This window comes from Kytococcus aerolatus (assembly GCF_900187395.1).
GTDB lineage: Bacteria > Actinomycetota > Actinomycetes > Actinomycetales > Dermatophilaceae > Kytococcus > Kytococcus aerolatus.
Map to the genome: position 1 here is coordinate 304208 of NZ_FYEZ01000002.1, position 25332 is coordinate 329539.

Consider the following 25332-nt stretch of genomic DNA (forward strand, 5'->3'; position numbering starts at 1 on the left):
GGGAACTGCCCTGTGGATAACGCAGCGCACTCATGTGACGTCAGTCATTACCTTCCGGTGAGGAGACCCGAGGAGGTGACGATGCCCGTGACGACCAGTCCAGCCGTGCCCAACCGTGGGGAGACGGCATCTCTCACCGTGCCGACGTCCCTGCGCGATGTCGAGGCGGCTCTCGAGGAGCAGGCGCGCGCCATCGTGCGCCGGCGGCAGGTCGACCCGACCGTGGACGTCGAGGCCGTGCGGGAGGTGGCCACAGAGGTCGTGGCGGACCACCAGGCCGTCGCTGCCGCAGGCCGGGGCACCCTCCTGCCGGACGAGGAGGAGGCAGTCCGCCGCATCACCGATGCCGTGGCCGGGTTCGGTGCGCTGCAGGTCTATCTGGACGACCCCGAGGTCGAGGAGATCTGGCTCAACGGGCCGGAGCACGTCTTCGTGGCCCGAGGCGGGCGCACCGAGCTCACCCCTGTGCTCCTCACCGAGCAGGCCGTCCAGGACCTCGTCGAGCGGATGCTGCGCACCAGCGGCCGACGGATCGACCTCAGCTCACCCTTCGTGGACGCCTCGCTGCCCGGGGGAGAGCGACTCCACGTCGCGATCCCCGACATCACGCGCCGCCACTGGGTCGTGAATCTGAGAAAGTTCGTCTCCCGCGCCCACCGGCTGGACGATCTCGTCGCCCTGGGCAGCCTCACGGCTCCCGCGGCACGCTTCCTCGAGGCAGCCGTCGAGGCCGGTCTGAACGTGCTCGTCTCCGGGGGTACCCAGGCGGGGAAGACCACGATGCTCAACTGCCTCGCCGCGGCCATCCCTCCCAACGAGCGGGTGGTCACCTGCGAGGAGGTCTTCGAGATGGACGTCCCGCTACGGGACGTCGCCGCCATGCAGTGCCGCCAGCCCAGCCTCGAGGGGACCGGCGAGATCACCCTGCGTCGGCTGGTCAAGGAAGCGCTGCGCATGCGCCCCTCGCGCATCCTCGTCGGAGAGGTGCGGCAGGAGGAGGCCCTCGACCTCCTCATCAGCCTGAACTCCGGGCTTCCCGGGATGGCGACGATCCACGCCAACGGGGCGCGGGAGGCGGTGCTCAAGATGTGCACCCTGCCGCTCCTGGCCGGGCCGAACGTCTCCAGCTCTTTCGTCGTTCCCACCGTGGCGAGCGCGGTCGACCTCGTTGTCCACTGCCGACTCGAGCGCGACGGCCGACGGCAGGTGCAGCAGATCGTGGCGCTCCCCGGCCGGACCGAGGGGGAGGTCGTCGAGATCGCCGAGATCTTCACCCGGGTGGACGGCGAGCTGCGCCGCGCGGACGGCTTTCCACCCCATGCCGAGCGCTTCGCGGCGGCCGGTCACGACCTGCGCACCCTGCTGGGGGTCCGATGACCGGGATGGGCCCGATGGAGGGAATGCTGCTCGGCGCCCTGACCGGTCTGGGGCTGGCCCTGGTCTGGGACTCCTGCTGGCCACGTGCTCCGCGTGCGCCGCGGTTGCGCCCGAGCTGGAGCGATCGGGTCCGGGACGACCTCGCCGTGGCGCGATGGGCTGGCCTCACCCCGTGGGGTCTGGTGGCCATGACCGCCGGGCTCGGCCTCGTGGTGCTCGTCCTCACCGTCGGGGTGACCGGGGTGCTCCCGGTCGGGCTCTGCTTCGGTCTCATCGCCGCGGTGCTTCCCTGGGCGGCCCTGTCGCAGACCGCCGCCCGCCGGCGCTCCCGGCTGCGGGACGCCTGGCCGGACTGCGTCGATCACGTCGCCTCGGCCGTCCGCGCCGGGATGGCCCTGCCGGAGGCCCTCGCCCAGCTGGCGGTCCGCGGCCCGGAGGAGCTCCGCCCGGCCTTCGCCGGCTTCGCCCACGACTACCGGGCCACCGGGCGCTTCCACGTCAGCCTCGACGCCCTGCGTGACCGGTTGGCGGACCCGGTGGCCGACCGGCTCGTGGAGTCGCTCCGCATCGCCCGCGAGGTGGGCGGCTCGGACCTGGGCGTGGTCCTGCGCACCCTGAGTGCCTTCCTCCGGGAGGAGGCCCAGACCCGGGCCGAGATCGAGGCGCGGCAGAGCTGGACCGTCAATGCTGCCCGGCTCGGCCTGGCAGCCCCGTGGATCGTGCTGGCGATGCTGGCCACCCGGGGGGACTCCCTGACCGCCTACGGCACCCCGACCGGAGCGGCCGTCCTGCTGGGCGGTGGCGTCATCTCCGTGGGGGCCTACCTGCTCATGCTGCGCCTGGGGCGCCTGCCGCGCCCGGAGAGGGTGCTGCGATGACGGCGTGGTCCTGGCCGGGGGCCGCCCTGGGGCTCGTGGTGGGTCTGGGGCTCCTGCTGGTCCTCTGGGGGATCCCCACCTGGAGGACCCCGACGCTGGCGATGCGGGTGGACCCGTACGTGCGCGACGAACCCACCCCGGCTCGCCCCTTCGGCCTGCTCCCGCACGAGCAGCTGCGCGTCCACCACCTCGTCGACCCGCTCACCCGCGGGCTGGGACGGCGCTTCGCCGACCTTCTCGGTGGTGAGGAGGTCCTGCGCGGCCGGCTGCTGCGGGCGGGCCTGGCCCCGGACGTCGAGGGCTACCGGGCGCAGCAGCTGGTCCTGGCGGTCCTGCTGGCGGCCGGAGGCGCCGGGCTCGGGGCGGCGCTGTGGTCCGCCGGTCGAGCCTCGGCGCTCGCGGCGCCGGCGCTGGCCGTCGTGGGTGCGGGCGCCGGGATGATGCTGCGCGACCAGCTGCTGTCCCGGTCCGTCGCCGCCCGGGAGCAGCGCATCATCACCGAGTTCCCGACCATCGCCGAGCTGCTCGCCCTGGCCGTCGCGGCCGGGGAGTCACCGGTCGCGGCGCTGGACCGGGTGGCACGACTCAGCCGGGGCGAGCTCTCCCGGGAGCTGGAGCGGGCGCTCGCGGAGGCGCGGACCGGGGCCTCCCTGCCCACGGCCCTGGAGGGGCTGGCCGAGCACACCGGCATCCCCTCGGTGGCCCGCTTTGTCGACGGCGTGATCATCGCCGTCGAGCGCGGCACCCCGCTGGCGGAGGTGCTCCGTGCCCAGGCGATGGACGCCCGGGAGGCCGCGCGTCAGCAGATCCTCGCCGAGGGCGGGCGCCGGGAGATCCTCATGATGATCCCGGTGGTCTTCTTCGTCCTGCCGGTGACGATCGTCTTCGCGATGTTCCCCGGCCTGGCCTCTCTGCAGGTGAGCCTCTGATGGCCATGCCCGCCGCCCCGCAGGGGCCCACGATCCCGGCCGCACCCGTGGCCGTGCGGGGCGACGCCCCGGAAGTCCCCGGCTCCCGGGGCCGTCACGAGGAGCCCCTCGCGGCGACCGCGCAGTACCGAACGGAAGAGGAAGAGCATGACCACCCTGCAGTCGATCCACGCCCGTCTCCTGACCGTCTGGGCCTCCCTGGTGGAGGACAACGAGCGGGGCGACGTGCCCGGCTGGGTCCTCATCACGATGATGACCGCCGGCATCGTCACCGCCCTGTGGGCGCTGGCCGGTCCGATGCTGAACAACATGTTCCAGTCCGCCATGAACGGCGTGACCGGTCCCTGAGCCGGGGGGAGGTCGGCGCCGTGACCGCCGAGTTCGTGCTCACCAGCACGGTCGCGGTGTTCACGGTGCTGGCCCTCCTCCAGCTGGCTTTCGCCCTGCACGTGCGCAACTCCCTGACCGCCTACGCCGTGGAGGGTGCCCGGTACGGGGCCCGGGAGGGGGCCGCCCCGCAGGCCGGGGTGACACGTGCCCAGGAGCTCACCCGGGGCGCCGTGGCCGGGCGGGCGGTGGACGAGGTGACCGAGCACCGGGCGGCGGCTGCGGGCCGCGAGGTGGTCGTCGTGGAGATCACCGCCGACCTGCCGCTGCTCGGCCCCTGGGGCCCGGTGGACGCCCTGACCATCCAGGGCCGGGCGATGGTGGAGGGACCGTGAGCCCGGCGGAGCGTCGTGACGACCGGGGCTCGGCGATGATCGAGTACGTCGTCGTGGTCGGTGCCGTGGTCGCCCCCTTGGTCTACCTGATCGTGCTGCTGGCCGACGTCCAGGCCGCGGCCTTCGCCTCCACCTCGGCGGCCCGGGAGGCCGGCCGGGTCGCGGTGGCCGAGCAGTCCACCGGTGATGGTGCGCCCGAGCCGGCAGGACAGGCTGCAGCCGACCTGGTGCTGCAGGACTTCGGCATCGAGCACGGAACCACGCAGGTCCTGTGCACCGGCTGCGACGCCCCCGAGGGGCAGGTCACCGCCATCACCACCGTGGAGGTGCCGTTGCCGGGGCTCGCCCGCCTCGGGGTCACCGGCCCCAGCGTGGTGACCCTCACCGCCGAGCACACCGAGCCCCTCGACCTCCACCGGGAGCTGCCGTGACCGAGCACCACCAGACACCGCCCCCGGCGGAGATCCCGCCCCGGGGGCCGGGTGCCGACCCGTTGCGCGATGACCCCGCGGGGGAGCGTGGATCGCTCGCCGTCCTGCTTCTGGGTTTCGTCGCCATCGTCCTCGGCCTGCTGCTCGTCGGCGTCGACGCCACGGCCGGGCAGCTGGCCCGCCTGGAGACGCTGAACGCCGCCGACGCGGCAGCGCGCGACGCGGCGGACGAGCTCTCCGAGGAGTCCTACTACGGCACCGGACCCCACCGCCTCGACCCGGCCGTGGCCGACACCCGGGCCCGGGGCTCCCTGGCCCGCCAGGTGCCGAGCTCCCGGGTGCGTTCCTGGCAGGTGGACCGGACCACCGTGGAGGCCGACGGGGTGACCGCGACCGTCCACCTCTCGGCGCGCATCGACTTCCCGGTCACCGGCTTCGTCCGCGCCCACCTGCTCGGGGACCCGGTCATCCGGGTCACCTCCTCGGCGCGTGGCACGCAGGGCTGACCCGGGCCCGGCGCCGGGTACCGGCCGGGCTTAGCCTGCGGGGGTGACGACCCCCGCAGGCAGCCCCCCGATGTCCACGGCGCGCCGGTGGGCGGCCCTGGCCGTGCTCGTCCTGCCGGTCCTGCTCATCTCCATCGACATGTCGGTGCTGAGCATCGCCGTGCCGGCGCTGGCGGCCGACCTGGACCCCACCGCCAACGAGCTGCTGTGGATCATCGACCTCTACTCGTTCCTGCTGGCCGGCCTGCTCATCGCCATGGGCTCGCTGGGGGATCGGATCGGCCGCCGCCGGATCCTGCTGATCGGGGCACCCGTCTTCGGGGTGGCCTCGCTGGTGTGCGCCTTCGCCACGACCCCGACGATGCTGCTGGCCGGCCGGGCCCTGCTGGGCATTGGCGGGGCCACGCTCATGCCCTCCACGCTGGGTCTGATCCGCACGATCTTCCCCGACCGGGACGAGCGCCGGACCGCGATCGCCGTGTGGGCCATGGCCTTCGCCGGGGGAGCCGCCCTCGGCCCGCTGGTCGGTGGCCTGCTGCTGGAGCACTACTGGTGGGGCTCGGTCTTCCTGCTCAACGTGCCGGTCATCCTGCTCTTCCTCGTCACGGCGCCCCTCCTCCTCCCGGAGGCCCGCGACCCCCACCCCGGGCCGCTCGACCTGCCCTCGGTCGCCCTGTCCATCCTCGGCATGATCGGGGTGGTCTACGCCCTCAAGGTGGGGGTCAAGGGCGTCGACGCCACGGTGCTGCTGTCCTGCGCGCTCGGGGCGGCGGCCCTGGCCTGGTTCGTGGTGCGGCAGCGGCGCAGTGCCGACCCGATGCTCGACCTCTCCCTCTTCGGCAACCCGGCCTTCAGCACGGCCCTGCTGGTCAACGTGACCGCCATCTTCGCGTTCATGGGCCTGATGTTCTTTCTGCCCCAGTACCTCATGCTCGTGCGGGGCATGGGGGCTGCCCAGGCCGGCCTGTGGATGCTGCCGCTGGCGGCGGCCAGCACCTTGGGCACCGTCCTGGCGCCGGTCGTGGCGCGGTGGCTGTCGGTGCGCACGGTCGTCCTGGTCGGTCTGGCGCTCATGAGCCTCGGGCTGGCCACCGGCACCCAGCTGGGGGACGGCCTGCTCGTGTTCGTCCTGCTCTCGGCCTGCTTCGGGATCGGCTCGGGGCTGGCCGAGACCCTCACCAACGACGTGATCCTGGCCGCCGCGCCGAGCGACCGGGCCGGGGCGGCGGCGGCGATCTCCGAGACCGCCTACGAGGTCGGGGGAGCGATGGGCACCGCGGTGCTCGGCACGGTGGGGCTGGCGCTCTACTCCACCCGGGTGCAGCAGGGTGCGCCCGCTGGGCTGGGGGAGGGGGCCACCGAGACCGCCGCGCAGACGCTGGCCGCTGCCCACGAGGTCGCCGCCGAGACGCCGGGGGCGGGTCCCGAGCTGGTGGCCCTGGCCGATGCGGCCTTCCTCGCCGGGGTGCATCTCGTCGTCCTGGTGGGGATGACGGTCGGCCTGGGCACGCTCGTCCTGGCCTGGCGCGGGCTGCGCTCGGAGGCCGGGCGCGCCTCCGTCTGACCCCCGGGGAGGTGCTCGGACGCCCTGCGGCCCCGGTGGTCGCAGCCGCCCGACGGGGTCTCCATAGACTCGGGGGAAAGTCGACCCGGAGGTTCTCATGGTTCACCAGTGGCGTGGCGTCATCGCCGAGTACGCAGACCGTCTCCCCGCCGAGCTGAGCCAGCAGGTGGTGACCCTCCGCGAGGGCGGCACCCCGCTCATCCCGGCCGAGCACCTCTCGGAGCTGACCGGTGCCCAGGTGCACCTGAAGTACGAGGGCCTGAACCCCACCGGCTCCTTCAAGGACCGGGGGATGACCGCAGCCATCTCGGCCGCCGCCGCGCGTGGGGCGAAGGCGGTGCTGTGCGCCTCGACCGGCAACACCTCTGCCAGTGCCGCTGCCTACGCGGCCAAGGCGGGCATGACCTGCGGCGTGCTGGTGCCGGACGGGCACATCGCGATGGGCAAGCTCTCCCAGGCCGTCGCCCACGGGGCCACGCTGCTGCAGGTGGCGGGCAACTTCGACCAGTGCCTGGTGGTGGCCCGCGAGCTCTCCGAGAAGTACCCGATCGAGCTGGTGAACTCGGTGAACCCGGCGCGCATCGAGGGGCAGAAGACCGCTTCCTTCGAGGTCGTCGACGCGCTCGGGGACGCCCCGGACATCCACTGCCTCCCGGTGGGCAACGCCGGCAACATCACCGCCTACTGGCAGGGCTACCGGGAGTACGCCGACCCTGCCGCCCCCGGGGCGAACGGGCAGGCCGCGGCCACCGGCACCCCGGCGATGTGGGGCTTCCAGGCCGCCGGCGCCGCCCCCATCGTGCTGGGCCACCCGGTGGAGGAGCCGGACACGATCGCCACCGCCATCCGCATCGGCAACCCGGCCTCCTGGCAGCGGGCCGAGGCGGCCCGGGACGAGTCCGGCGGCCTGATCGACATGGTCACCGACGAGGAGATCCTCGACGCCCACCGCCTCCTCTCCAGCCGTGAGGGGGTCTTCGTCGAGCCGGCCTCGGCGGCCTCGGTGGCGGGCCTGCTGAAGATGCACGCCGCGGGCAGGGTCCCGGCCGGGGCCACGATCGTCTGCACGGTCACCGGGCACGGGCTCAAGGACACCCAGTGGGCCCTCAAGGGCGCCGACGGCGACGACGTCGAGCCCACCCGCGTGCCGGTGGACCCCGACGGGATCGCTGCCGCCCTCGGGCTCGCCTGATGGCGGGTCCGGCCCCCGGGCTCGCGCTCACCGTCCGTGTCCCGGGCAGCTCGGCGAACCTGGGCCCCGGCTTCGACGCCGTGGGGCTCGCCCTCGGTGTGTACGACGAGTACGAGGTCGAGGTGCTGCCGCGGCCCGGGCTGGTGGTGCGCCTGGAGGGGGAGGGGCGGCGCCGGCTCCCGGCGAACGAGAAGCACCTGGTGGCCGCGCAGCTGCGGGCCGGGCTCGAGGCCCGGGGCATCGGCTGGCTGGACGGGTACGGCCTGCGCCTGACCTGCCGCAACACGCTGCCCATGGCGGCCGGGATGGGTTCCTCCGCCGCGGGGATCGTCGCCGGGAGGGCGCTCGCCGCAGGGCTGACCGCGCCGGACGCGCTCACTCCGCCGGATGGTCTCGGTGCGTCCGAGCTGGACCGGATCAACGGCGAGGCGGCCGCGGTCGAGGGGCACCCGGACAACACCTCGGCCTCGGTGCACGGAGGGCTCACCCTCTCGTGGGCCGACCGGGAGGGTGGGACCTGCACGGTGCGTCCCTCCCTGCACCCGGAGGTGACGGCTGTGGTCCTCCGACCGGTCGCCGAGTCGGTGTCCACCGCCGCGGCCCGGGCCGCGCTCGGGCCGTGCGTCCCGCGGGCGGACGCCGTCGAGCAGGCCACCCGCTCCGCCCTGCTGCTGCACGCCCTCACCGCTGACCCCGGTCTGCTGTGGGAGGCGACCGCTGACCGCCTGCACCAGGAGGCCCGGCGCAGCGTCTACCCGGTGAGCATGGCGGCGGTCGACGTGCTGCGGGAGGCCGGGCACGCCGGGGCGGTCTCTGGCGCGGGCCCCACCGTGCTCTGCCTGACCACCGCCGACCGGGTGTCGGAGGTGCTCGCCCTGGCCGAGCAGTGGCCGGCGGAGTGGGACGTCCGCGCCCCGGGGATCGACACCCAGGGGCTGGAGGTCACGATCCGGGAACGGTGATGGCGCCGTGCGACCACCGTCGATAGGTTTGGTCACGCCGGCAGCGGTCGTGGCCGCTCCGGGGAGCACCCACTCGTTTACTGCTAGGAGGGCACTCATGACCACCGATCTCTCGCGCCGTTCCTTCTCCGCCCTGACCGCAGCCGGTGCCACCTCGGCCGCGCTGGCTGGGGCGGCGGGGACCGCGGCCCATGCCGTCGGCCCGAGCGCCAATCTCGCCAGCACGCCGGGGGCGGACGCCCTCCAGTCCTCGATGGACGCCATGAACGGAAACCCTCTCCACGGATCGATGGTGTCCGTGCGTGGCTCCTACGGCTTCGTCGACCTCGCGTCGGGCCAGCAGTCCCGCGCCTTCCGGAACGCCATCCGCGTGAACTTCCGGGCCCGGATCTCCTCGATCACCAAGCCGATGGTGGCCACCGTGGTGATGCAGGAGGTGGAGCGCGGCACCTGGACGCTGGACTCCACCCTCGACCAGTTCCTCCCCGGGCTGTGGCCCGGGCGTGGCAAGGTCACCATCGGCCAGCTGCTCAACCACACCTCGGGCATGCCCTGCCACCTCAACGACTTCATGACGGCGGCCAACCCCACCGGTCAGGTCATCAAGGCGGTCACCGACAACCGGTACACCCACGCCGACCACGTCGCCCAGGCCCAGCGCTACGAGTGGAAGTTCGAGCCGGGTGAGGGATGGGCCTACTCCAACACGGGCTACGTGGTCCTCTCGATGCTCCTGGAGAAGGTGACCGGTACGGAGATCGGTGCCCTGCTGCGCCAGCGCATCTTCGACAAGGGGCTCAACCAGACCCGGCTGTACAACTCGCGTCGCGTCGACTTCGAGGAGATCGAGGACTACCACCTCGAGGGGGACCAGGAGGTCCGCCTGAACGACCTCGACATGTCGATCTTCTCCGGCTCCGGCGGCGCCACCGCCACTGCCGCTGACCTGACGGACTTCCATCACCTGCTCATGAAGGGCCACCTGGTCTCGCAGGACACGGTGGACCAGATGCTCACCCCGGTGGGCGCAGCCGTCGAGGCCGGTTACGGCTACGGGGTCTTCTGGATCGACGACGTCTGGTCGGGCAGCGGGAAGCTCTTCGGCCACGACGGCGGCGGGTTCGGCTCCACGGCGCTCTCGCTCACGAGCCGTGACGGCCGTCGCCGGGTCTCGCTGACCTTCGCCGGCCGCGCCTTCGACGAGGACGGCTTCACGGCCACCCAGGAGGGGATGGCGAAGGTCCTGGCGAACGCCTTCGCCATCTCCAACGGCACCGCAGCGGGACGCGTCCGGGTCCTCTCGAGTGCCGGCGCCACCTCCCGCGCCTTCCACGCCGACGCCCGCACCCGCATCGGCTGACACAGCCTGCTCGACCCGCTGGGCCCGGCACGCCTCGAGCGAGCCGGGCCCAGCGGCCGTCCCGGTGCCGCCTCGCGAGCAACGTAGACTGACCTGCTGTGGCTGTTGACTTCGCGCAAGAGATCAAGAACCTCCGCACGACCATGGAGTCGGTGCGGGAGGTCATCGACCTGTCCACGCTGAAGGAGCGGCTGGCCGACCTGGAGAAGCAGTCCAGCGCGCCGGACCTCTGGGACGACCCCGAGCAGGGCCAGAAGGTCTCCTCCGCGATGTCCGCCGTGCGCAGCGACGTCGAGCGCGTGGAGAACATGGACGCGCGCATCGACGACCTCGAGGTCCTCGTCGAGATGGCCGAGGAGGAGTCCGACGCCGAGACCCGTGCCGAGGCCGAGAAGGAGCTCGAGGCGATCCAGAAGGACGTCGAGAAGCTCGAGGTCCGCACGCTCATGTCGGGGGAGTACGACGAGCGCGAGGCCGTCATCACCATCCGCGCCGGCGCCGGTGGTGTCGACGCCGCGGACTTCGCCGAGATGCTCATGCGCATGTACCTGCGCTGGGCCGAGCGCCACGAGTACCCGACCAAGGTGCTGGACACCTCCTACGCCGAGGAGGCCGGCCTGAAGTCGGTCACCTTCGAGGTCAACGTGCCCTACGCCTACGGCCACCTCGTCGTCGAGGGCGGCACCCACCGTCTGGTGCGCATCTCGCCCTATGACAACCAGGGCCGCCGCCAGACCTCCTTCGCCGCCGTCGAGGTGGTGCCGGTCATCGAGTCGACCGACTCCATCGAGATCCCGGAGAACGAGATCAAGGTCGACGTCTTCCGCTCCTCGGGCCCCGGCGGCCAGTCGGTGAACACCACCGACTCCGCCGTGCGCATGACGCACATCCCCACCGGCATCGTCGTCTCGATGCAGAACGAGAAGTCGCAGATCCAGAACCGTGCCGCCGCGCTGCGCGTGCTCCAGTCGCGCCTGCTGCTGCAGCGCAAGGCCGAGGAGGCCGCCGAGCGCAAGGAGCTGGCCGGCGACATCAAGGCCAGCTGGGGCGACCAGATGCGCTCCTACGTGCTGCACCCGTACCAGATGGTCAAGGACCTGCGCACCGGCCACGAGGTCGGCAACACCCAGAACGTCTTCGACGGCGACATCGACGCGTTCATCGAGGCCGGCATCCGCTGGCAGCGTGGCCAGGACCGCGACGCCAGCTGACGCCGCACGCTGCGGGGCGCATCCGGGAATCCGGGTGCGCCCCGCAGCGTTGGACAGGTACTGTGCACCGTCCCGACCGGGGGCACCGGGCCACGTGACACGAGCGGAAGGAGGAGCGATGGCCAGCAAGAAGAAGGCGAAGGACGACCCGCGCAACAAGGTCATCGCCACCAACCGCAAGGCGCGGCACGACTACGTCATCGAGGACACCTACGAGGCGGGCATCTCGCTGATGGGCACCGAGGTGAAGTCGCTGCGCATGGGCCGGGCCTCCCTGGTGGAGGGTTTCGTCTCCGACCAGTACGGCGAGCTGTACCTGGAGAACGTGCACATCCCGGAGTACCTCAACGGTTCCTGGACCAACCACGCCGCCCGGCGCCGCCGCAAGCTGTTGCTGCACCGCCACGAGATCGAGCGACTCATCAGCAAGTCCAGCGAGGTCGGGCACACGATCGTGCCGCTCAAGCTGTACTTCAAGGACGGCCGGGTCAAGGTCGAGATCGCCCTGGCCAAGGGCAAGAAGATGTACGACAAGCGCCACGCCCTGCGGGAGAAGCAGGACGAGCGGGAGAAGCAGGCGCAGATGTCCCTGCGTTACCGGATGCAACAGGCGCGCTGAGCCCCGAGCCACCGGTCCTCCTGGCCGGGAATGCCTTGGCAGCACCCGGTGTTGACCAGTACGATGAACCACTCACCCCTCGGGTGAGCTGTTACTTCACAACCGCACAGCGATGACGTGACCCCACGGGGATGATCGGTTTCGACGTCGATCATGGTTCCAGGGGAAGCGGGCCGAGAAGGCAAGGTCATCTCGTAAACGTTCCTTGCAAACCCATAGGTGCCAATTCCAAGCGCACCGACTTCGCCCTCGCCGCCTGAGCGAGCCCGAAGTCTGTCAGCCTGAGCTAGTTCCCGACTCAGTGCCTGGCATCATCTAGGGGACTTGCTGCACGGCATCGCCGAGGTGTCGTGCGGGACTCTCACTCGGCTGGGCCTGTCAGGAGACGTGTGCGTGCGAGTCCTGGGGCCGAGAAAATCCACAGCGCACTGCGCCCGGAGAAGCCCTGGTTGTGTGACGACGGACGCGGGTTCGATTCCCGCCATCTCCACCACCAGTGTCACGTCATCGCGAACGGTTCGTGAACACGGAAGGCCGCCCTCGGATCCGGGGGCGGCCTTCCGTGCGTCTGCCGTCAGTCGATGCCGTACAGCCGCGCCTGGTTCTGGCGCAGCGTGTCGGCGGACTCCCGCCCCCTCAGCCCGACCAGGGCATCCCGGAGCCCACCCAGTGCCGTGGCCAGCTCGTCGGCGTGCGCGGCGCCGAGTACCCGCGCATCGCACTCCGGGGTGACCGGCCCGGCCGGCAGGTCGCTCTCCAGCAGGAGCCGCTCGGAAGGTACCTGCCGGACGTAGGCACGGCCCCGCTTGCCGGTGATCATGGCCGGGTCCACCGAGACGTACCCGCCCGCGTGGACCAGCCGGGTCAGCTCGTCGCTGGTGCCGGTGAACCAGTGCACGACGGGCACGACGTGGTGGGTGACCAGGTCGAGTTCCTCGACCAGGTCCAGCACCGCCGACACCGCGCGCACCGCGTGGAGCGAGACCACCACCGGCTCCGAGGGCTCGCGGGCGGCGGCCGCCTCGCGGGCTGCCCGCAGGATCTCCTCCAGGACCCGCACCTGCCGGGTGGCAGGCACCGTGGCCAGGCGTCGGGGGCGTGGTCCAGCCCCGCCTCGCCCACGAAGCGCGGCCGCGTCAGGGCCGACGGCACGAGCGCCAGCTCGGCCTCGGTGCGCGCCAGGTCGTCGAGCTCCCAGGGATGCAGTCCGACGGAGAGCCGGGGAGCAGCCGCACCCCAGACCGTCGCCTCCCGGGCCAGCGCCAGGAAGTCCGAGGGCCGCAGCGTCTGCGCGACCACGGCGGCACCACGTCCGCCGAGCTCCTCGAGGAAGGCCTGCCGGGCTGCGCCCGGCGGCAGGAAGTCCAGGTGGTGGTGCGTGTCCAGCAGCACGGCTCAGTCCGGGGGCGAGAGCGACGGGGGCGCAGCCATCGGCTCCAGCCCGGCCAACCGCCGGATCGCCAGCCCCGCCAGCATCTGGCCCATGATCGGCGGCAGATAGCTCATCGACCCCAGCGTCTGCGCCTTGGTGCGGCCCTCACCGGCGATCTCCACCGGCCGCTCGTCCGCGAAGAGAACCTCGAGCCCGGAGAACCCGCGGTGGCGGCACTCCCGGCGGACCACCCGGCAGTCCGGGTTGATGTCGGAGATCATCTCCGCCATCACCTCGGCCTTGACCCGCCCCACCGTCGAGACGAAGGCCAGCGTCTGCCGGTTGATCTTGCTCGGCTCCACCACGTCCTCGTCGAGCACGACCAGCGAGCCCACCCCGCCGCGTGCCAGGGCCTCGGCGCAGCTGGAGCCCACGCCACCGAGACCCAGCACCAGCACGGTGGCCTCCTGCAGGCGTGCCAGTCCGGCGTCCCCGAGCACTAGGCGCAGCTAGGAGAGACCCTCGTTCGGCACCATCGCCTCAGCTCCTCTCGTCCGTCGAGCAGCCGGCACTGTAGACGGGCGCCCAGGGCGTCCCCGCGCTCCACCAGCGGAGCCGCGTGCCGCGCGCAGAGGAGCACGCAGGGAGCCACACGAGGGCCGCCCCCTTGTCAGGGGCGGCCCGTGGCGTCTGTGGGGGTGGAGGGTCAGTCGGCGCCGATGACGGTGGTGCCCTGCTCGGTGACCGCCTGGCGCATCTCCTCGATGTCGGCCTCGGCGAACAGGCGCACCAGCTGCTCGAGGTTCTCCGCCGTGTAGACGCCGGACTCGAGGTGCAGCAGCATGCCCTCGCGGAAGATCACGGTGGTCGGCCAGGTGGTCACCCCGCTGGAGGCGAAGACCTGGGGGGCGGACTGCGCGGTGACGTCGAAGAACGCGGCCTCGCCGTCCATGGTGTCGGCCACCTGCTGCAGGGCCCGGTGATACTCCTGGCAGGCGTCGCAGAACTCGTCAGTGATCACGACGACGGCGACGTCCGCTGCGGCGACCTCCGGCTCGAACGTCTCGTCAGTCAATGTGCGCACCTTCATGCCTTCACAGTAGCCAATGCTGCTGAATTCCGGCGCGAACCCCGCAGGGCTCCGACGAAGCGGGTGAGAGACCCGTCACGGGCCCCGATGGTCCACAATGGGCACATGAGTGCTGTGCCTTCGGCGTCCAACGCCTTGACCATCCGCCTGTCCGCCCCGGCGCGGGCCACCGCCATCAGCGAGCTGACCGCCGCCGTCGAGGCCGCCGGTGGTCTGACCAGCGCGTTGGACATCAGCGAGTCCACGGCCGACAACATGACGATCGACCTCACGGTCGCGGGTCGCAGCGTCGGGCACAACGAGCGGATCGTCGCCGCCATCAACGAGGTCGAGGGCGTGGAGATCGGCAAGATCTCCGACCGCACCTTCCTCGCCCACCTGGGCGGCAAGATCACCATCGAGCCGAAGCAGCCCATCCGGAACCGGGACGACCTCTCCCTGATCTACACCCCGGGTGTGGCGCGCGTCTGCCAGGCGATCGCGGACAACCCGGAGGACGCCCGCCGGCTCACGATCAAGCGCAACACCGTCGCCGTGGTGACCGACGGCACCGCCGTCCTGGGGCTGGGGAACATCGGTCCGCTGGCCGCGATGCCGGTGATGGAGGGCAAGGCGGCCCTGTTCAAGCGCTTCGCCGACGTCGACGCCTTCCCGATCTGCCTCGACGCCGGGGGAGTGGAGGACATCGTGGCGCACGTCAAGGCCATCGCCCCGACCTTCGCCGGGATCAACCTGGAGGACATCTCCGCGCCGCGCTGCTTCGAGATCGAGCGGCGCCTGCGCGAGGAGCTGGACATCCCGGTCTTCCACGACGACCAGCACGGCACCGCCATCGTGGCCGTCGCCGCGCTGACCAACGCCCTGCGGGTGGTGGAGAAGGACCTGGCCGAGGTGCGGATCGTCCTGTCCGGTGCCGGGGCCGCCGGGACGGCCATCATGCGTCTCCTGCACAAGGCGGGGGCCCGGAACGTCGTCGTCTCCGACATCAACGGCATCCTCCACCCGGAGCGCGAGGACATCCGCGACGGCGGGGACGAGCAGCTCCGCTGGATCGCGGAGAACACGAACCCCGAGGCGGTGCGCGGTTCCCTCAAGGAGGCCGTGCGCGGCGCCGACGTGTTCATCGGCGTCTCGGCGGGGAACATCCTCACCGGTGAGGACGTCGCCACCATGAACGAGGACGCGATCGTGTTCGCCATGGCCAACCCGACGCCCGAGGTGGACCCCAACGAGGCCGCCCAGCACGCCACGGTCGTGGCCACCGGACGCAGCGACTTCGCCAACCAGATCAACAACGTCCTGGTCTTCCCGGGTGTCTTCCGCGGTCTGCTGGACGCACGCAGCGAGGCCGTCACCGAGGACGTCATGCTCGCCGCGGCCCACGCTCTGGCCGACGTGGTGACCCCGGATGAGCTCAACCCGACCTACATCATCCCGAGCGTCTTCCACAAGGACGTCTCGAAGGTGGTGGCTCGAGCGGTGGTCGAGGCCGTCCGGGAGGACGAGGAGGCGGTCTCCGAGCCCCGCACCGAGGCGATCGCCCTGATGGACATCCCCGCCAAGCGCCCCTCGGGCAGCAAGCGGGTCGATGCCTGATGCCGAGCAACGGGAAGCACCGCACGGGCAAGAAGCAGCGCTGGACCGCCGCCGCGAAGTCGTCGGCGAAGAGTGCACGTCAGGCCAAGGACGAGGCGCGCGCCGCCAAGCGCTCCACGAAGAAGCGGGTCGAGCGCCGTCGGGCGGGGCGTGACGCGGAGGCCCAGGAGTGGCGTGAGTCGCGGGGCACGCGTCGCGAAGAGGGCGCCGAGCGTCCGCGTCGTGAGGACAGGTTCGGCAAGCGCCGCGACGAGCGGGCCGAGCGTCCGCACCGTGAGGAGGGCGCCGAGGGTCCCCGTCGTGAGGACAGGTTCGGCAAGCGCCGCGAGGACCGCCGACCGCCACGGGCCCGCAAGGACCAGCAGCGGGAGTCCCGCCCCCTGCGTCAGCAGCGCGAGCAGCGCGGCCCGGTGCGCGAGTTCCCGCCGGTCGTCGAGGAGGGCTCGCCCGTGGTGAGCACGTCGCGCCCGGAGCGTTCGCCGGCGCCGGGCGCCGGGGTGCCCTCCCAGGCCCCGGCGAGTGCCGAGCCGGCGACCGCGGCCGCCACCCCGGCGCCCGCCGCCGAGGCGCCCGGCCCGACCTTCGCCGAGCTCGGCCTGCCCGAGGTCCTCGTGGAACGTCTGGGGCGCGACGGGATCCGTCACGCCTTCCCGATCCAGGCCGCCACGCTGGCCGACGCGCTGGCCGGACGCGACCTGCTGGGCCGCGGCCGGACCGGTTCGGGCAAGACGCTCGCCTTCGGGCTGCCCACGATCGCGCGGCTGACCGGTGGTCGGGCACAGCGCAACAAGCCGCGGGCCGTCATCCTGACGCCCACCCGTGAGCTGGCGATGCAGGTCTCCGACGCCCTGCAGCCCTTCGCGCACGTCACCGGGCTGAAGCACAAGCTCGTGGCCGGTGGGCTGCCCTACCCGCCGCAGCTCGCCGCCCTGGAGCGTGGCCTCGACGTGCTCATCGCGACGCCGGGCCGCCTCATCGACCTCATCGAGCGGGGCGCCTGCGATCTCTCCGCGGTCGAGATCGCCGTGCTCGACGAGGCCGACCACATGGCCGAGATGGGTTTCCTGCCCGAGGTCACGCAGATCATGGACCTCATGCCCGCCGGTGGTCAGCGGATGCTCTTCAGCGCGACGCTGGACAACGGCATCGACCAGCTGGTGGAGAACTACCTGGTCGACCCGATCACCCACTCCACCGATGACGCGCAGGCCTCGGTGACCACCATGGAGCACCGCGTCTTCCTGGTGCAGCCGCAGCACAAGAAGCCGATCACCGCGCAGATCTGCGGTCGTGACGGGCGCACCGTGGTCTTCGTCCGCACCAAGCTCGGCGCCGACCGCGTGGCCGAGCAGCTCCGGGAGGCCGGCGTGTTCGCCGCCGCCCTGCACGGTGGTCTCAACCAGGCGCAGCGCAACCGTGTCCTGGCCGCCTTCAAGGACGGTGGCCTGCCCGTCCTGGTGGCCACCGACGTCGCCGCCCGCGGCATCCACGTGGACGACGTCTCGCTGGTGCTCCAGGCCGACCCGCCGGCGGACCACAAGGACTACCTGCACCGTGCCGGGCGCACCGCCCGGGCCGGCGGCAAGGGTGTCGTGGTGACCCTGGCCCTCCCGCACCAGCGCAAGATGGTGCAGCGGCTCATGGACCAGGCGGGTGTCGGCGCCAAGCCGGAGCCGATGGCGCCGGACACCGACGAGCTCGTGGCGGTCACCGGTGCGGACACCGGGCGCCGGGAGCCGGTCGAGGAGTCCCGCATCAAGCGGATGATGGCTCCTCCGCGTCCCCCGCACCGCGGTGGCCGTGGTGGTCCCCGACGGGGGCCCGGTGGCGGGCGTGACGGCGGCCGAGGTGGCTCCGGAGGTCGGGGCGGTCCCCGTCGCGACGGTTCGCGTCACGAGGGAGGGCACCGTTCCGGGGGTCCGCGACGCGACGGTGGCCGCTGACGGTGGTCGGATCTACGATGAGCGCCATGTTCTCGATCTCCGCGGCGCGTACCCCCCGTCCTGTCTCCATGAGCCAGCCGATGGACCCCGGGTCGCCGGAGGACCCGGGCCGGCTGTCCTCGCCGTCCACGGGTACGGACGTCCTGGAGCGCACGGACCCCGCCGTGCGCCCGGTGGAGCCGGGTGATCACGAGCGGTACAGCCACTACGTGCGCCAGGAGAAGATCCTGGAGAGCGCGATGTCCGGCGAGCCGGTGACCGCGCTCTGCGGCAAGATCTGGGTACCGGGGCGCAACCCGGAGAAGTACCCGGTCTGCCCGGTGTGCAAGGAGATCATGGAGACCCTCGGAGGCGGGGGCGACTCCGGTGACGGTGCGGGCTCCGGCTCCGACGACGCCCGCTGAGCCCGGCGTCGGATGAGCACCTCCGCCGCTGACCACCTCTCACCCGCATACCCCCGCCGCGCCGCCTGGGGCACCGCCCCCAAGCTGCGTGCCTGGCAGGCCGAGGCCCTGGAGCGCTACCAGGAGCGGGCCGCCGCCGGGGAGCGGGACTTCCTCGCCGTCGCCACGCCGGGGGCCGGCAAGACGACCTTCGCGCTGAAGGTCGCCGCCGACCTCCTCGCCGAGGGCGCGGTCCGCCAGATCACCGTGGTGGCGCCCACCGAGCACCTCAAGACCCAGTGGGCCGACGCCGCCGCACGCGTGGGCATCCACCTCGACCCGCGGTTCACGAACGCCCAGCGCGCGCACAGCGCCGACTACCACGGGGTGGCGATGACCTATGCCGGCATCGCCGCCGACCCGGAGCTGCACGAGCAGCGCACCCGCGAGGCGCCCACGCTGGTGATCCTCGACGAGATCCACCACGGCGGTGACGCCCGCAGCTGGGGCGACGCGATCCGGCAGGCCTTCACACCGGCCACCCGGCGGCTCTCGCTCACCGGTACCCCCTTCCGCTCCGACTCCAACCCCATCCCGTTCGTGCGCTACGAGGAGGGGGACGACGGCATCCGCCGCTCGGCGAGCGACTACTCCTACGGGTATCGCAACGCGCTGACCGACGGCGTGGTCCGCCCGGTGCTCTTCATGGCCTACGGCGGGGAGATGAAGTGGCGCACCAAGGCCGGGGACGAGATGGCCGCCCGGCTCGGCGAGCCGCTCACCAAGGACCTCACCGCCCAGGCCTGGCGGACCGCCCTGGACCCCTCCGGCGAGTGGGTGCCGGCCGTGCTCGCCGCCGCCGACAAGCGCCTCAGCGAGGTGCGGCGCCACGTGCCCGACGCCGGCGGGCTGGTCATCGCCTCCAACCAGAAGAACGCCCGGGCCTACGCACGGCACCTCGAGGGCATCACCGGCGAGAAGCCGACCGTCGTCCTCTCCGACGACGCCGGGGCCTCCGAGCGGATCGAGACCTTCAGCCAGGGCGACTCCCGCTGGCTGGTGGCCGTCCGCATGGTCTCCGAGGGGGTCGACGTGCCCCGCCTGTCCGTGGGCGTGTACGCCACCTCCACGCAGACCCCGCTCTTCTTCGCCCAGGCGGTCGGGCGCTTCGTGCGCACCCGCAAGCGGGGCGAGACCGCGAGCATCTTCCTGCCCTCGGTGACACCCGTGCTGGCCCTGGCGGCCGAGCTGGAGGCCGAGCGTGACCACGCCCTGGACCGTCCCGGCCCGACCGGGGAGGACGCCATCTGGTCGCCGGAGGAGGACGAGCTGGCCCGGGCCAACGAGTCCGAGCGGGTCCTGGACTCCCTGGAGCCCGGGTACGAGGCGTTGGAGTCCTCCGCGGAGTTCGACCACGTGCTCTTCGACGCCCAGCAGTGGGGCATGGGCTCGGAGGTGGCCAGCGAGGACGAGGCCGAGTACCTGGGGCTGCCCGGTCTCCTCGAGCCGGACCAGATGACCGAGCTCCTGCGCCAGCGCCAGGCCCAGCAGGTCTCGCGGAGCAAGCAGCGGACCGCACAGCCGCAGCAGGCGGGGCAGCCGATCGCGGCCCACCGTGCGCTGCAGGCCTCGCGCAAGGAGCTCAACAAGCTCGTGGCGGCCTACGCGCAGAAGAACAAGGTGCCGCACGCCACGGTGCACATGGACCTGCGCCGCAGCTGCGGGGGGCCGGCCCTGGACACCGCCACCCAGGAGCAGGTCACGGCCCGCATCGAGACGATCCGCCGCTGGTTCGTCGGCCGACGCTGAGGAGTCCCCCCGGAGGTGAGTCCTACGAGGGCCTCGGCCGCGCGCCGCGGACCGTGTCGGGACCACGCCGTAGCCTGAGGGCATGGACCTCGTCGTGGCGCCGCGCGCCGACGGGTACGCCGTCGCCGCGCTGGACGGCGGGGGAGAGCCGACCGAGACGCAGGAGTTGACACCGGCTGGCCTGGCAGACCTCGTCCGGCGGGGCGGGGACTCCCTCCGCCTCGTCTGGTCAGATGCCGCCTCGGTGTACCCACCTCTGCTGGCGGTCGGGGTGAGGGTTCGCCGGGCGGCGGACCTGGGGCTGCAGCGGGCGATCCTCCGCAACGCTGCGGCCGTGGCCCACACCCCCTACGCCCAGAACCCGGCCTCCGCCTGGGACGAGCGCCACGAGACCGCCCGCTGGGCCCCGGCGCCGACCGTGGACCGTGGGGCGACCCTCTTCGATCTCACCGGGGGAGGACCGGGTCTCGAGGAGTGCCTGGCCGAGCACCGCGCCCAGCGGGAGTGCCTGGCCGCCGCCCGCGACCGGGGCGGCCTGGCGCTGCTCTGCTACGCCGAGTCGGTCGGCGGGCTCATCGCCCAGGAGCTCAACCACACCGGGGTGCCCTTCAGCGAGGCCACCCACGACGCCCAGCTGCGGGCCCTGCTGGGGGAGCCCTCCGCGCACGGTGGCCGCCCGGCGCGCATGGCCCACCTGACTGCCCGGATCCAGGAGCTGCTCGAGGCCCCGCAGCTCAACCCGGACTCGGCGACCACCCTCGTGACCGCCCTGCGGCGGGCGGGACTGGATGTGCGCAGCACCCGCAAGTGGGAGCTCCGGACGCTCGACCACCCGGTCATCGAGCCACTGCTGGAGTACAAGGCGCTCAGCCGTCTTCACACCGCCAACGGGTGGGCGTGGATGCAGCACTGGGTGCGCGACGGTCGCTTCCTGCCGGACTGGGTGCCCGCCGGTGTGGTGACCGGCCGCTGGGCCAGCCGTGGGGGAGGGGCGCTGCAGCTGCCCAAGCAGATCCGGGCGGCCGTCCGGGCCGACCCGGGGTGGCGGCTCGTGGTGGCCGACGCCTCGCAGCTGGAACCGCGCGTCCTGGCCGCCATGGCCGGCGACGCTGCCATGGCCCGGGCAGCACGCGCCGGCGACCTCTACCAGGCACTGGTCGACCAGGGTGTCCTGAGCAGCCGGGAGCACGCGAAGATCGCGATGCTCGGGGCCATGTATGGCGCCACGAGCGGGGAGGCCGGGGAGTTGATGCCCCGTCTCCGTGCGGCCTACCCGCAGGCCATCGGGTGGGTCGATGCCGCTGCCCGGGCGGGAGAGCGGGGTGAACGGGTCTCCACCTGGCTGGGCCGCACCTCGCCGCGGCCGCCGGGGCACTGGTACGCGGCGCAGGAGGCCGCCCGCGCCCCCGGAGAGTCCGAGGAGGCAGGTCGCCGCGCCCGGTCGATGGCGCGCGAGTGGGGTCGATTCACCCGCAACTTCGTCGTCCAGGGGACGGCAGCCGAGTGGGCCCTGTGCTGGATGGGCCACCTGCGGCGCGCCCTCGACGACGCCCCGCAGACCGGGGCGGGTCGGCCGGAGCTCGTCTACTTCCTCCACGACGAGGTGATGGTCCACGTGCCGGCCGAGCAGGCCGAGGCGGTGGCCGAGCAGGTCCGGCGCACCGCCCGGGCCGCCGGAGAGCTGCTCTTCCCCGGTTCCGAGGTGGACTTCCCGGTCACCGTGGCCGTCGTCGACTCCTACGACCAGGCGGGGTGATCCGGCGGAGGAGCGGGCCGGTGCCCCTCACCGACCGGGCTGCAGCGGGGCAGTCCGGCGGGGCACCTGAGCGGCCAGGGAGATCACCGAGGCCGAGCGCACCACGTCGTCGTGGGCGGTCACCCGGTCCAGCACCTCCTGCAGGTGGACCGTGTCCCGCGCCACCACCCGCACCAGCAGGTCGCTGTCCCCGGTCACCGTGTGTGCCTCGAGGACCTGCGGGATCGCCGTGAGGTGCTCCGAGACCGGGCCGTGCCCGCTGGCCTGGCGGATCTGCAGTGTGAGGAAGGCGGTGATCCGGTAGCCCATGGCGGCCGGGTCGAGGGTGGGCGACCAGGAGGCGATGACGCCGGCCTCCTGCAACCGGTTCAGCCGGGACTGCACCGTCCCGCGAGCCACGCCCAGCTCCCGGGAGGCCCCGAGCACCCCGATGTGGGGATCGTCCGTGAACAGCCTGAGGATGCGGCGGTCGAGCTCGTCGAGAGTGGCCATGGTGCACAGCCTGACACGTGAAAACGGGTGTCGGCTGAGCACTGTGCACAACCCCGCGAGCGCCCATTGCCCATTCAGGCCATGTGATGCAGGTTACAGGCATGTCTGACACCACCCTCACCGCCCTGACCGACCAGGAGCAGGCCGAGAACCTCTCCGTGGACCAGCTCAAGCAGCTCGTCGGCCTCGTCGAGTACGACGGCTCGAAGGACCCCTTCCCGGTCACCGGCTGGGACGCCATCGTGTTCGTCGTCGGCAACGCCACCCAGGCTGCGCACTTCTACCAGTCCGCCTTCGGCATGGAGCTCATCGCCTACTCCGGCCCGGAGAACGGGAACCGCGACCACAAGGCCTTCGTCCTGAAGTCGGGCAACATCAAGTTCGTGCTGAAGGGCGCGGTGGACCCCCAGTCCCCGCTGCTGGACCACCACCGCGCGCACGGTGACGGCGTGGTGGACATCTCCCTGGAGGTCCCGGACGTCGACCAGTGCATCGAGCACGCCCGGTCCGTCGGCGCCACCGTCCTGCAGGAGCCGACCGACCTCTCCGACGAGCACGGCACCGTGCGCGTCGGCGCCATCGCGACCTACGGGGAGACCCGGCACACCCTCGTTCAGCGGGAGGTCGACGGGACCCGCTACGCCGGTGCCTACCTGCCGGGCTACCAGCCGGCCGAGGGTTCCTACGTGAAGCGCGAGGGTGCTCCCAAGCGTCTCTTCCAGGCCCTCGACCACATCGTCGGCAATGTCGAGCTCGGGAAGATGGACGAGTGGGTGGAGTTCTACCACCGCGTCATGGGCTTCACCGACATGGCCGAGTTCGTGGGCGACGACATCGCCACCGACTACTCGGCGCTCATGTCCAAGGTCGTGGCCAATGGCAACCACCGTGTGAAGTTCCCGCTCAACGAACCGGCGATCGCGAAGAAGAAGTCGCAGATCGACGAGTACCTGGAGTTCTACGGCTGTGCCGGCGCCCAGCACCTGGCCCTGGCGACGAACGACATCATCACCACCGTCGACCAGATGCGCGCCGAGGGCGTCGAGTTCCTCTCCACCCCGGACTCCTACTACAAGGACCCCGAGCTCCGTGGGCGCATCGGCAAGGTCCGGGTGCCGATCGAGGAGCTCCAGAAGCGCGGCATCCTCGTGGACCGTGACGAGGACGGCTACCTGCTGCAGATCTTCACCAAGCCGATCGGGGACCGCCCGACCGTGTTCTTCGAGCTCATCGAGCGCCACGGATCGCTGGGCTTCGGCATCGGCAACTTCAAGGCCCTCTTCGAGGCCATCGAGCGCGAGCAGGAGCGGCGCGGGAACTTCTGATCCCGGTCCTGTCCGCAGAGCGTCCGAGGGCGCCCTCCCCGGGGGGGAGGGCGCCCTCGGCGCGGTTCGGGTGGTGGTTCTCAGGCGCGGCGGCGGGATGCTGCGACCGTGGTGCCACCGGCACCGAGCAGGGCGGCGCCGGTGAGGGCGGCCAGGGGGGAGAGAGCCGAGTCGCCCGTCCACCCGGTGTCCACGATGGGGCCCTCGGCGTCGTCGTCCTCCTCCGGCACGTCGTCCTCGGGGGCGTCCTCGTCCGGCACGTCGACCAGCGGGTACTGCTCCACGGTGAAGGTCCCGTCGGCCTCCTCGGTGAGGTAGGCCTCGACCTCGATCCGGTGGGCCACGCCCTCGGTGTCGCAGTAGGCACCGAAGACCATGACCCGGTCGGTGTCGCCGGGCAGCATGATGGCGTCGAACACGCGGCTGGTGTCGTCGAGCACCGTGCTGGAGCGGGTCGGGCGGTCGGCCTCGCACTGCGGCGACTCGCTGGACCCCTCGGCCACGGTGATCGGCCAGGGGCTCTTGTGGGTGTTGTAGCCGTCCACGGCCCACTCGACCCACGGCCCCGTGTCCGTGGGCTCGGAGTGCTCCACGTCGAGGGTGACGGACCAGTGGAGGTTCGTGCTGCTCGGGTCGCGCTCTACGGAGATGCCGACCTCCGGCTGCTGCTGAGCGCTCGCACCTGCGGCGGTGCCCAGGGTGAGGGCCACCCCGGCTCCCAGCGCGGTCAGGGCCAGTCGGTGGGTACGTGCGATGCGCATGTCTCTCCAGTGGTCGGGCGGTGGAACGAACGTCGTCAGCCTGTCACATCAGCGGTGTGAGCGGTCTCCTCCTACGGGCTGGGTGGGGGAGCGTCGCCGGCGGAGGGGACGCCGCAGCGCGCCCCCTCCGGGGAGCGCCGGTGCGTCAGCGGCGGCGGGTGGCGCCCGCCAGGGTCACGCCGCCGGCGCCGAGGAGGCCCAGGCCCAGGGCGAGGGCCGGGAGGGTGGCGTCGTGGGTGGTGAGGCCGGTGTCGATGATCGGGTTCTCATCGTCGTCCTGACCGGCGGTCTCGCCGGTGATGAACCAGCGGTACTCCTCCGGCACGGTGCCATCGGCGATGACCTGGTCGGCCCACTCCTCGTCGGTGAGGCCCTCGGGGCGGTTCGTCCGGTAGTAGTCCTCCAGCCACTCCCAGCCCTCGGCGGGGTGGAAGAACTCCTCGTTGCCCTCGTGGAAGGTCGTCTTCATGGCCCGGGAGCCGATGTGCTCCCAGGCGCCGTCGGCGTCCGCGGACACGTAGTAGGCCGTGGTGAAGAGAAAGTCGATCTCCTCGGTCTCCGACGGGTCGCAGGTCGCGCTGCTCACCTCCACCAGGCGGTGCTCGGTGGTCAGGGCGTCGACCTCCACCGGCTTGAGGACGTCCTCGTCGGCGTCGTACCGGACGTGCTCGTCGTCCGAGTGCAGGGTGGCCGGACCGTCCACCGTCTCGGTGGAGGCCGGGCACTCCGGCAGGTAGAACTCCGGGACGAGGGACGGCATGGCGGTGTCCCGGTTGCCCAGGAGGCTCTCCTCGGCCGTCCAGTTCGTGAAGTCCGGGTGGTCCTGACCCTCGACGGACAGGAGACCCATCCCGTCCTCGGCGCCGTCGAGGGCGATCCGCTCGCCGTCCACGGTGATCTCCCAGGCACGCGGGCCGTCACCCTCCACCTGCTCCGGGGAGAAGGTCGTGTCCAGCGGGGTCTGCGGCTGGTCGGACGGTGCCGCCCAGACCGCCGGGCCCGTCAGGGTCATGCCCGCCAGGGCGAGAGTGGTCAGAGTGCGCTTCATCATGTT

The 25332-nt window shown here is 72.2% G+C and carries 25 protein-coding genes, 1 other RNA gene and 1 pseudogene; 20 read left to right on the top strand and 7 right to left on the bottom strand.

Annotation, left to right across the window (positions count from 1 at the left end):
• Nucleotides 1–81: 81 nt before the first annotated feature.
• The 14 genes from CFT82_RS08435 to ssrA all read left to right on the top strand — a co-directional run bounded on the left by CFT82_RS08435 (nucleotide 82) and on the right by ssrA (nucleotide 12244).
• Complete coding sequence (locus tag CFT82_RS08435) at nucleotides 82–1377, top strand: CpaF family protein (RefSeq protein WP_088818624.1); 1296 nt, start codon at nucleotides 82–84, stop codon at nucleotides 1375–1377.
• A gap of 14 nt (nucleotides 1378–1391) precedes the next feature.
• The gene (locus CFT82_RS08440; protein ID WP_088818625.1) at nucleotides 1392–2255 is read left to right on the top strand and encodes a type II secretion system F family protein; all 864 of its coding nucleotides are present in this window, start codon (nucleotides 1392–1394) and stop codon (nucleotides 2253–2255) included.
• Entirely contained in the window at nucleotides 2252–3184 is a 933-nt protein-coding gene (locus tag CFT82_RS08445; RefSeq protein WP_088818626.1) for a type II secretion system F family protein, read from the top strand. The genes CFT82_RS08440 and CFT82_RS08445 overlap by 4 nt, the downstream gene beginning before the upstream one ends.
• 147 nt (nucleotides 3185–3331) lie before the next feature.
• A complete protein-coding gene (locus tag CFT82_RS08450; RefSeq protein WP_088818627.1) occupies nucleotides 3332–3532 on the top strand; it encodes a hypothetical protein in 201 nt (66 codons plus the stop codon).
• A gap of 20 nt (nucleotides 3533–3552) precedes the next feature.
• The gene (locus CFT82_RS08455) at nucleotides 3553–3906 is read left to right on the top strand and encodes a TadE/TadG family type IV pilus assembly protein (protein WP_088818628.1); all 354 of its coding nucleotides are present in this window, start codon (nucleotides 3553–3555) and stop codon (nucleotides 3904–3906) included.
• Nucleotides 3903–4337: a hypothetical protein gene (locus CFT82_RS08460; protein WP_088818629.1), complete on the top strand. Its 435-nt coding sequence runs from the start codon at nucleotides 3903–3905 to the stop codon at nucleotides 4335–4337. The genes CFT82_RS08455 and CFT82_RS08460 overlap by 4 nt, the downstream gene beginning before the upstream one ends.
• On the top strand, nucleotides 4334–4843 hold the full coding sequence (locus tag CFT82_RS08465; protein WP_088818630.1) for a pilus assembly protein TadG-related protein: 510 nt from the start codon (nucleotides 4334–4336) through the stop codon (nucleotides 4841–4843). Before CFT82_RS08460 ends, CFT82_RS08465 begins: the two co-directional genes overlap by 4 nt.
• A gap of 43 nt (nucleotides 4844–4886) precedes the next feature.
• The gene (locus tag CFT82_RS08470; protein ID WP_234994362.1) at nucleotides 4887–6407 is read left to right on the top strand and encodes an MFS transporter; all 1521 of its coding nucleotides are present in this window, start codon (nucleotides 4887–4889) and stop codon (nucleotides 6405–6407) included.
• A gap of 97 nt (nucleotides 6408–6504) precedes the next feature.
• Nucleotides 6505–7599 carry a threonine synthase gene (gene thrC, locus CFT82_RS08475; RefSeq protein WP_088818632.1) on the top strand — a complete coding sequence of 365 codons (1095 nt, stop codon included), beginning with the start codon at nucleotides 6505–6507 and terminating at the stop codon, nucleotides 7597–7599.
• The gene (locus tag CFT82_RS08480) at nucleotides 7599–8561 is read left to right on the top strand and encodes a homoserine kinase (RefSeq protein WP_088818633.1); all 963 of its coding nucleotides are present in this window, start codon (nucleotides 7599–7601) and stop codon (nucleotides 8559–8561) included. Before thrC ends, CFT82_RS08480 begins: the two co-directional genes overlap by 1 nt.
• A gap of 97 nt (nucleotides 8562–8658) precedes the next feature.
• Nucleotides 8659–9921: a serine hydrolase domain-containing protein gene (locus CFT82_RS08485; protein WP_088818634.1), complete on the top strand. Its 1263-nt coding sequence runs from the start codon at nucleotides 8659–8661 to the stop codon at nucleotides 9919–9921.
• A 98-nt stretch (nucleotides 9922–10019) separates the two neighbouring features.
• Nucleotides 10020–11132 (top strand): peptide chain release factor 2, encoded by a 1113-nt coding sequence (gene prfB / locus CFT82_RS08490; RefSeq protein ID WP_088818635.1) that lies wholly within the window; start codon nucleotides 10020–10022, stop codon nucleotides 11130–11132.
• Nucleotides 11133–11250: 118 nt separating this feature from the next.
• Nucleotides 11251–11751 (top strand): SsrA-binding protein SmpB, encoded by a 501-nt coding sequence (gene smpB / locus CFT82_RS08495; protein WP_088818636.1) that lies wholly within the window; start codon nucleotides 11251–11253, stop codon nucleotides 11749–11751.
• A gap of 127 nt (nucleotides 11752–11878) precedes the next feature.
• Nucleotides 11879–12244: a transfer-messenger RNA gene (ssrA, locus tag CFT82_RS08500) on the top strand.
• An 81-nt stretch (nucleotides 12245–12325) separates the two neighbouring features.
• Here the strand turns inward: ssrA and CFT82_RS12220 are convergent.
• The 4 genes and pseudogenes from CFT82_RS12220 to CFT82_RS08515 form a co-directional block, all read right to left on the bottom strand.
• Nucleotides 12326–12829: a TatD family hydrolase gene (locus tag CFT82_RS12220; RefSeq protein ID WP_268807422.1), complete on the bottom strand. Its 504-nt coding sequence runs from the start codon at nucleotides 12827–12829 to the stop codon at nucleotides 12326–12328.
• Nucleotides 12830–12903: 74 nt separating this feature from the next.
• Nucleotides 12904–13143 (bottom strand): annotated as a pseudogene (locus CFT82_RS12360) (hypothetical protein); the annotation flags it as partial.
• A 3-nt stretch (nucleotides 13144–13146) separates the two neighbouring features.
• A complete protein-coding gene (locus CFT82_RS08510) occupies nucleotides 13147–13623 on the bottom strand; it encodes a ThiF family adenylyltransferase (RefSeq protein WP_200815103.1) in 477 nt (158 codons plus the stop codon).
• A 206-nt stretch (nucleotides 13624–13829) separates the two neighbouring features.
• On the bottom strand, nucleotides 13830–14198 hold the full coding sequence (locus tag CFT82_RS08515) for a thioredoxin domain-containing protein (protein WP_159461896.1): 369 nt from the start codon (nucleotides 14196–14198) through the stop codon (nucleotides 13830–13832).
• Between the two features lie 120 nt (nucleotides 14199–14318).
• Between CFT82_RS08515 and CFT82_RS08520 the strand changes: the two genes are divergently transcribed.
• The 5 genes from CFT82_RS08520 to CFT82_RS08540 all read left to right on the top strand — a co-directional run bounded on the left by CFT82_RS08520 (nucleotide 14319) and on the right by CFT82_RS08540 (nucleotide 21700).
• Nucleotides 14319–15809 carry an NAD-dependent malic enzyme gene (locus CFT82_RS08520; protein WP_088818855.1) on the top strand — a complete coding sequence of 497 codons (1491 nt, stop codon included), beginning with the start codon at nucleotides 14319–14321 and terminating at the stop codon, nucleotides 15807–15809.
• On the top strand, nucleotides 15809–17752 hold the full coding sequence (locus CFT82_RS08525; RefSeq protein ID WP_088818639.1) for a DEAD/DEAH box helicase: 1944 nt from the start codon (nucleotides 15809–15811) through the stop codon (nucleotides 17750–17752). The genes CFT82_RS08520 and CFT82_RS08525 overlap by 1 nt, the downstream gene beginning before the upstream one ends.
• 17 nt (nucleotides 17753–17769) lie before the next feature.
• Nucleotides 17770–18156, top strand: a complete 387-nt coding sequence (locus CFT82_RS08530; protein WP_407656031.1) for a DUF3039 domain-containing protein — start codon at nucleotides 17770–17772, stop codon at nucleotides 18154–18156.
• A 12-nt stretch (nucleotides 18157–18168) separates the two neighbouring features.
• A complete protein-coding gene (locus tag CFT82_RS08535) occupies nucleotides 18169–19944 on the top strand; it encodes a DEAD/DEAH box helicase (RefSeq protein ID WP_088818640.1) in 1776 nt (591 codons plus the stop codon).
• A gap of 82 nt (nucleotides 19945–20026) precedes the next feature.
• The gene (locus tag CFT82_RS08540) at nucleotides 20027–21700 is read left to right on the top strand and encodes a bifunctional 3'-5' exonuclease/DNA polymerase (RefSeq protein ID WP_088818641.1); all 1674 of its coding nucleotides are present in this window, start codon (nucleotides 20027–20029) and stop codon (nucleotides 21698–21700) included.
• A gap of 27 nt (nucleotides 21701–21727) precedes the next feature.
• On the opposite strand, the gene CFT82_RS08545 is transcribed toward CFT82_RS08540, so the two are convergent.
• Nucleotides 21728–22192, bottom strand: coding sequence for an Lrp/AsnC family transcriptional regulator (locus CFT82_RS08545; RefSeq protein WP_088818642.1), 465 nt, complete (start codon nucleotides 22190–22192; stop codon nucleotides 21728–21730).
• Nucleotides 22193–22293: 101 nt separating this feature from the next.
• Here CFT82_RS08545 and hppD point away from each other — a divergent pair, with 101 nt between their 5' ends.
• Nucleotides 22294–23517, top strand: coding sequence for a 4-hydroxyphenylpyruvate dioxygenase (gene hppD, locus CFT82_RS08550; protein ID WP_088818643.1), 1224 nt, complete (start codon nucleotides 22294–22296; stop codon nucleotides 23515–23517).
• An 80-nt stretch (nucleotides 23518–23597) separates the two neighbouring features.
• On the opposite strand, the gene CFT82_RS08555 is transcribed toward hppD, so the two are convergent.
• Together CFT82_RS08555 and CFT82_RS08560 are read right to left on the bottom strand one after the other, a co-directional pair.
• Nucleotides 23598–24278, bottom strand: coding sequence for a hypothetical protein (locus CFT82_RS08555; protein ID WP_088818644.1), 681 nt, complete (start codon nucleotides 24276–24278; stop codon nucleotides 23598–23600).
• Between the two features lie 145 nt (nucleotides 24279–24423).
• The gene (locus tag CFT82_RS08560) at nucleotides 24424–25329 is read right to left on the bottom strand and encodes a hypothetical protein (RefSeq protein ID WP_088818645.1); all 906 of its coding nucleotides are present in this window, start codon (nucleotides 25327–25329) and stop codon (nucleotides 24424–24426) included.
• Nucleotides 25330–25332 lie beyond the last annotated feature (3 nt).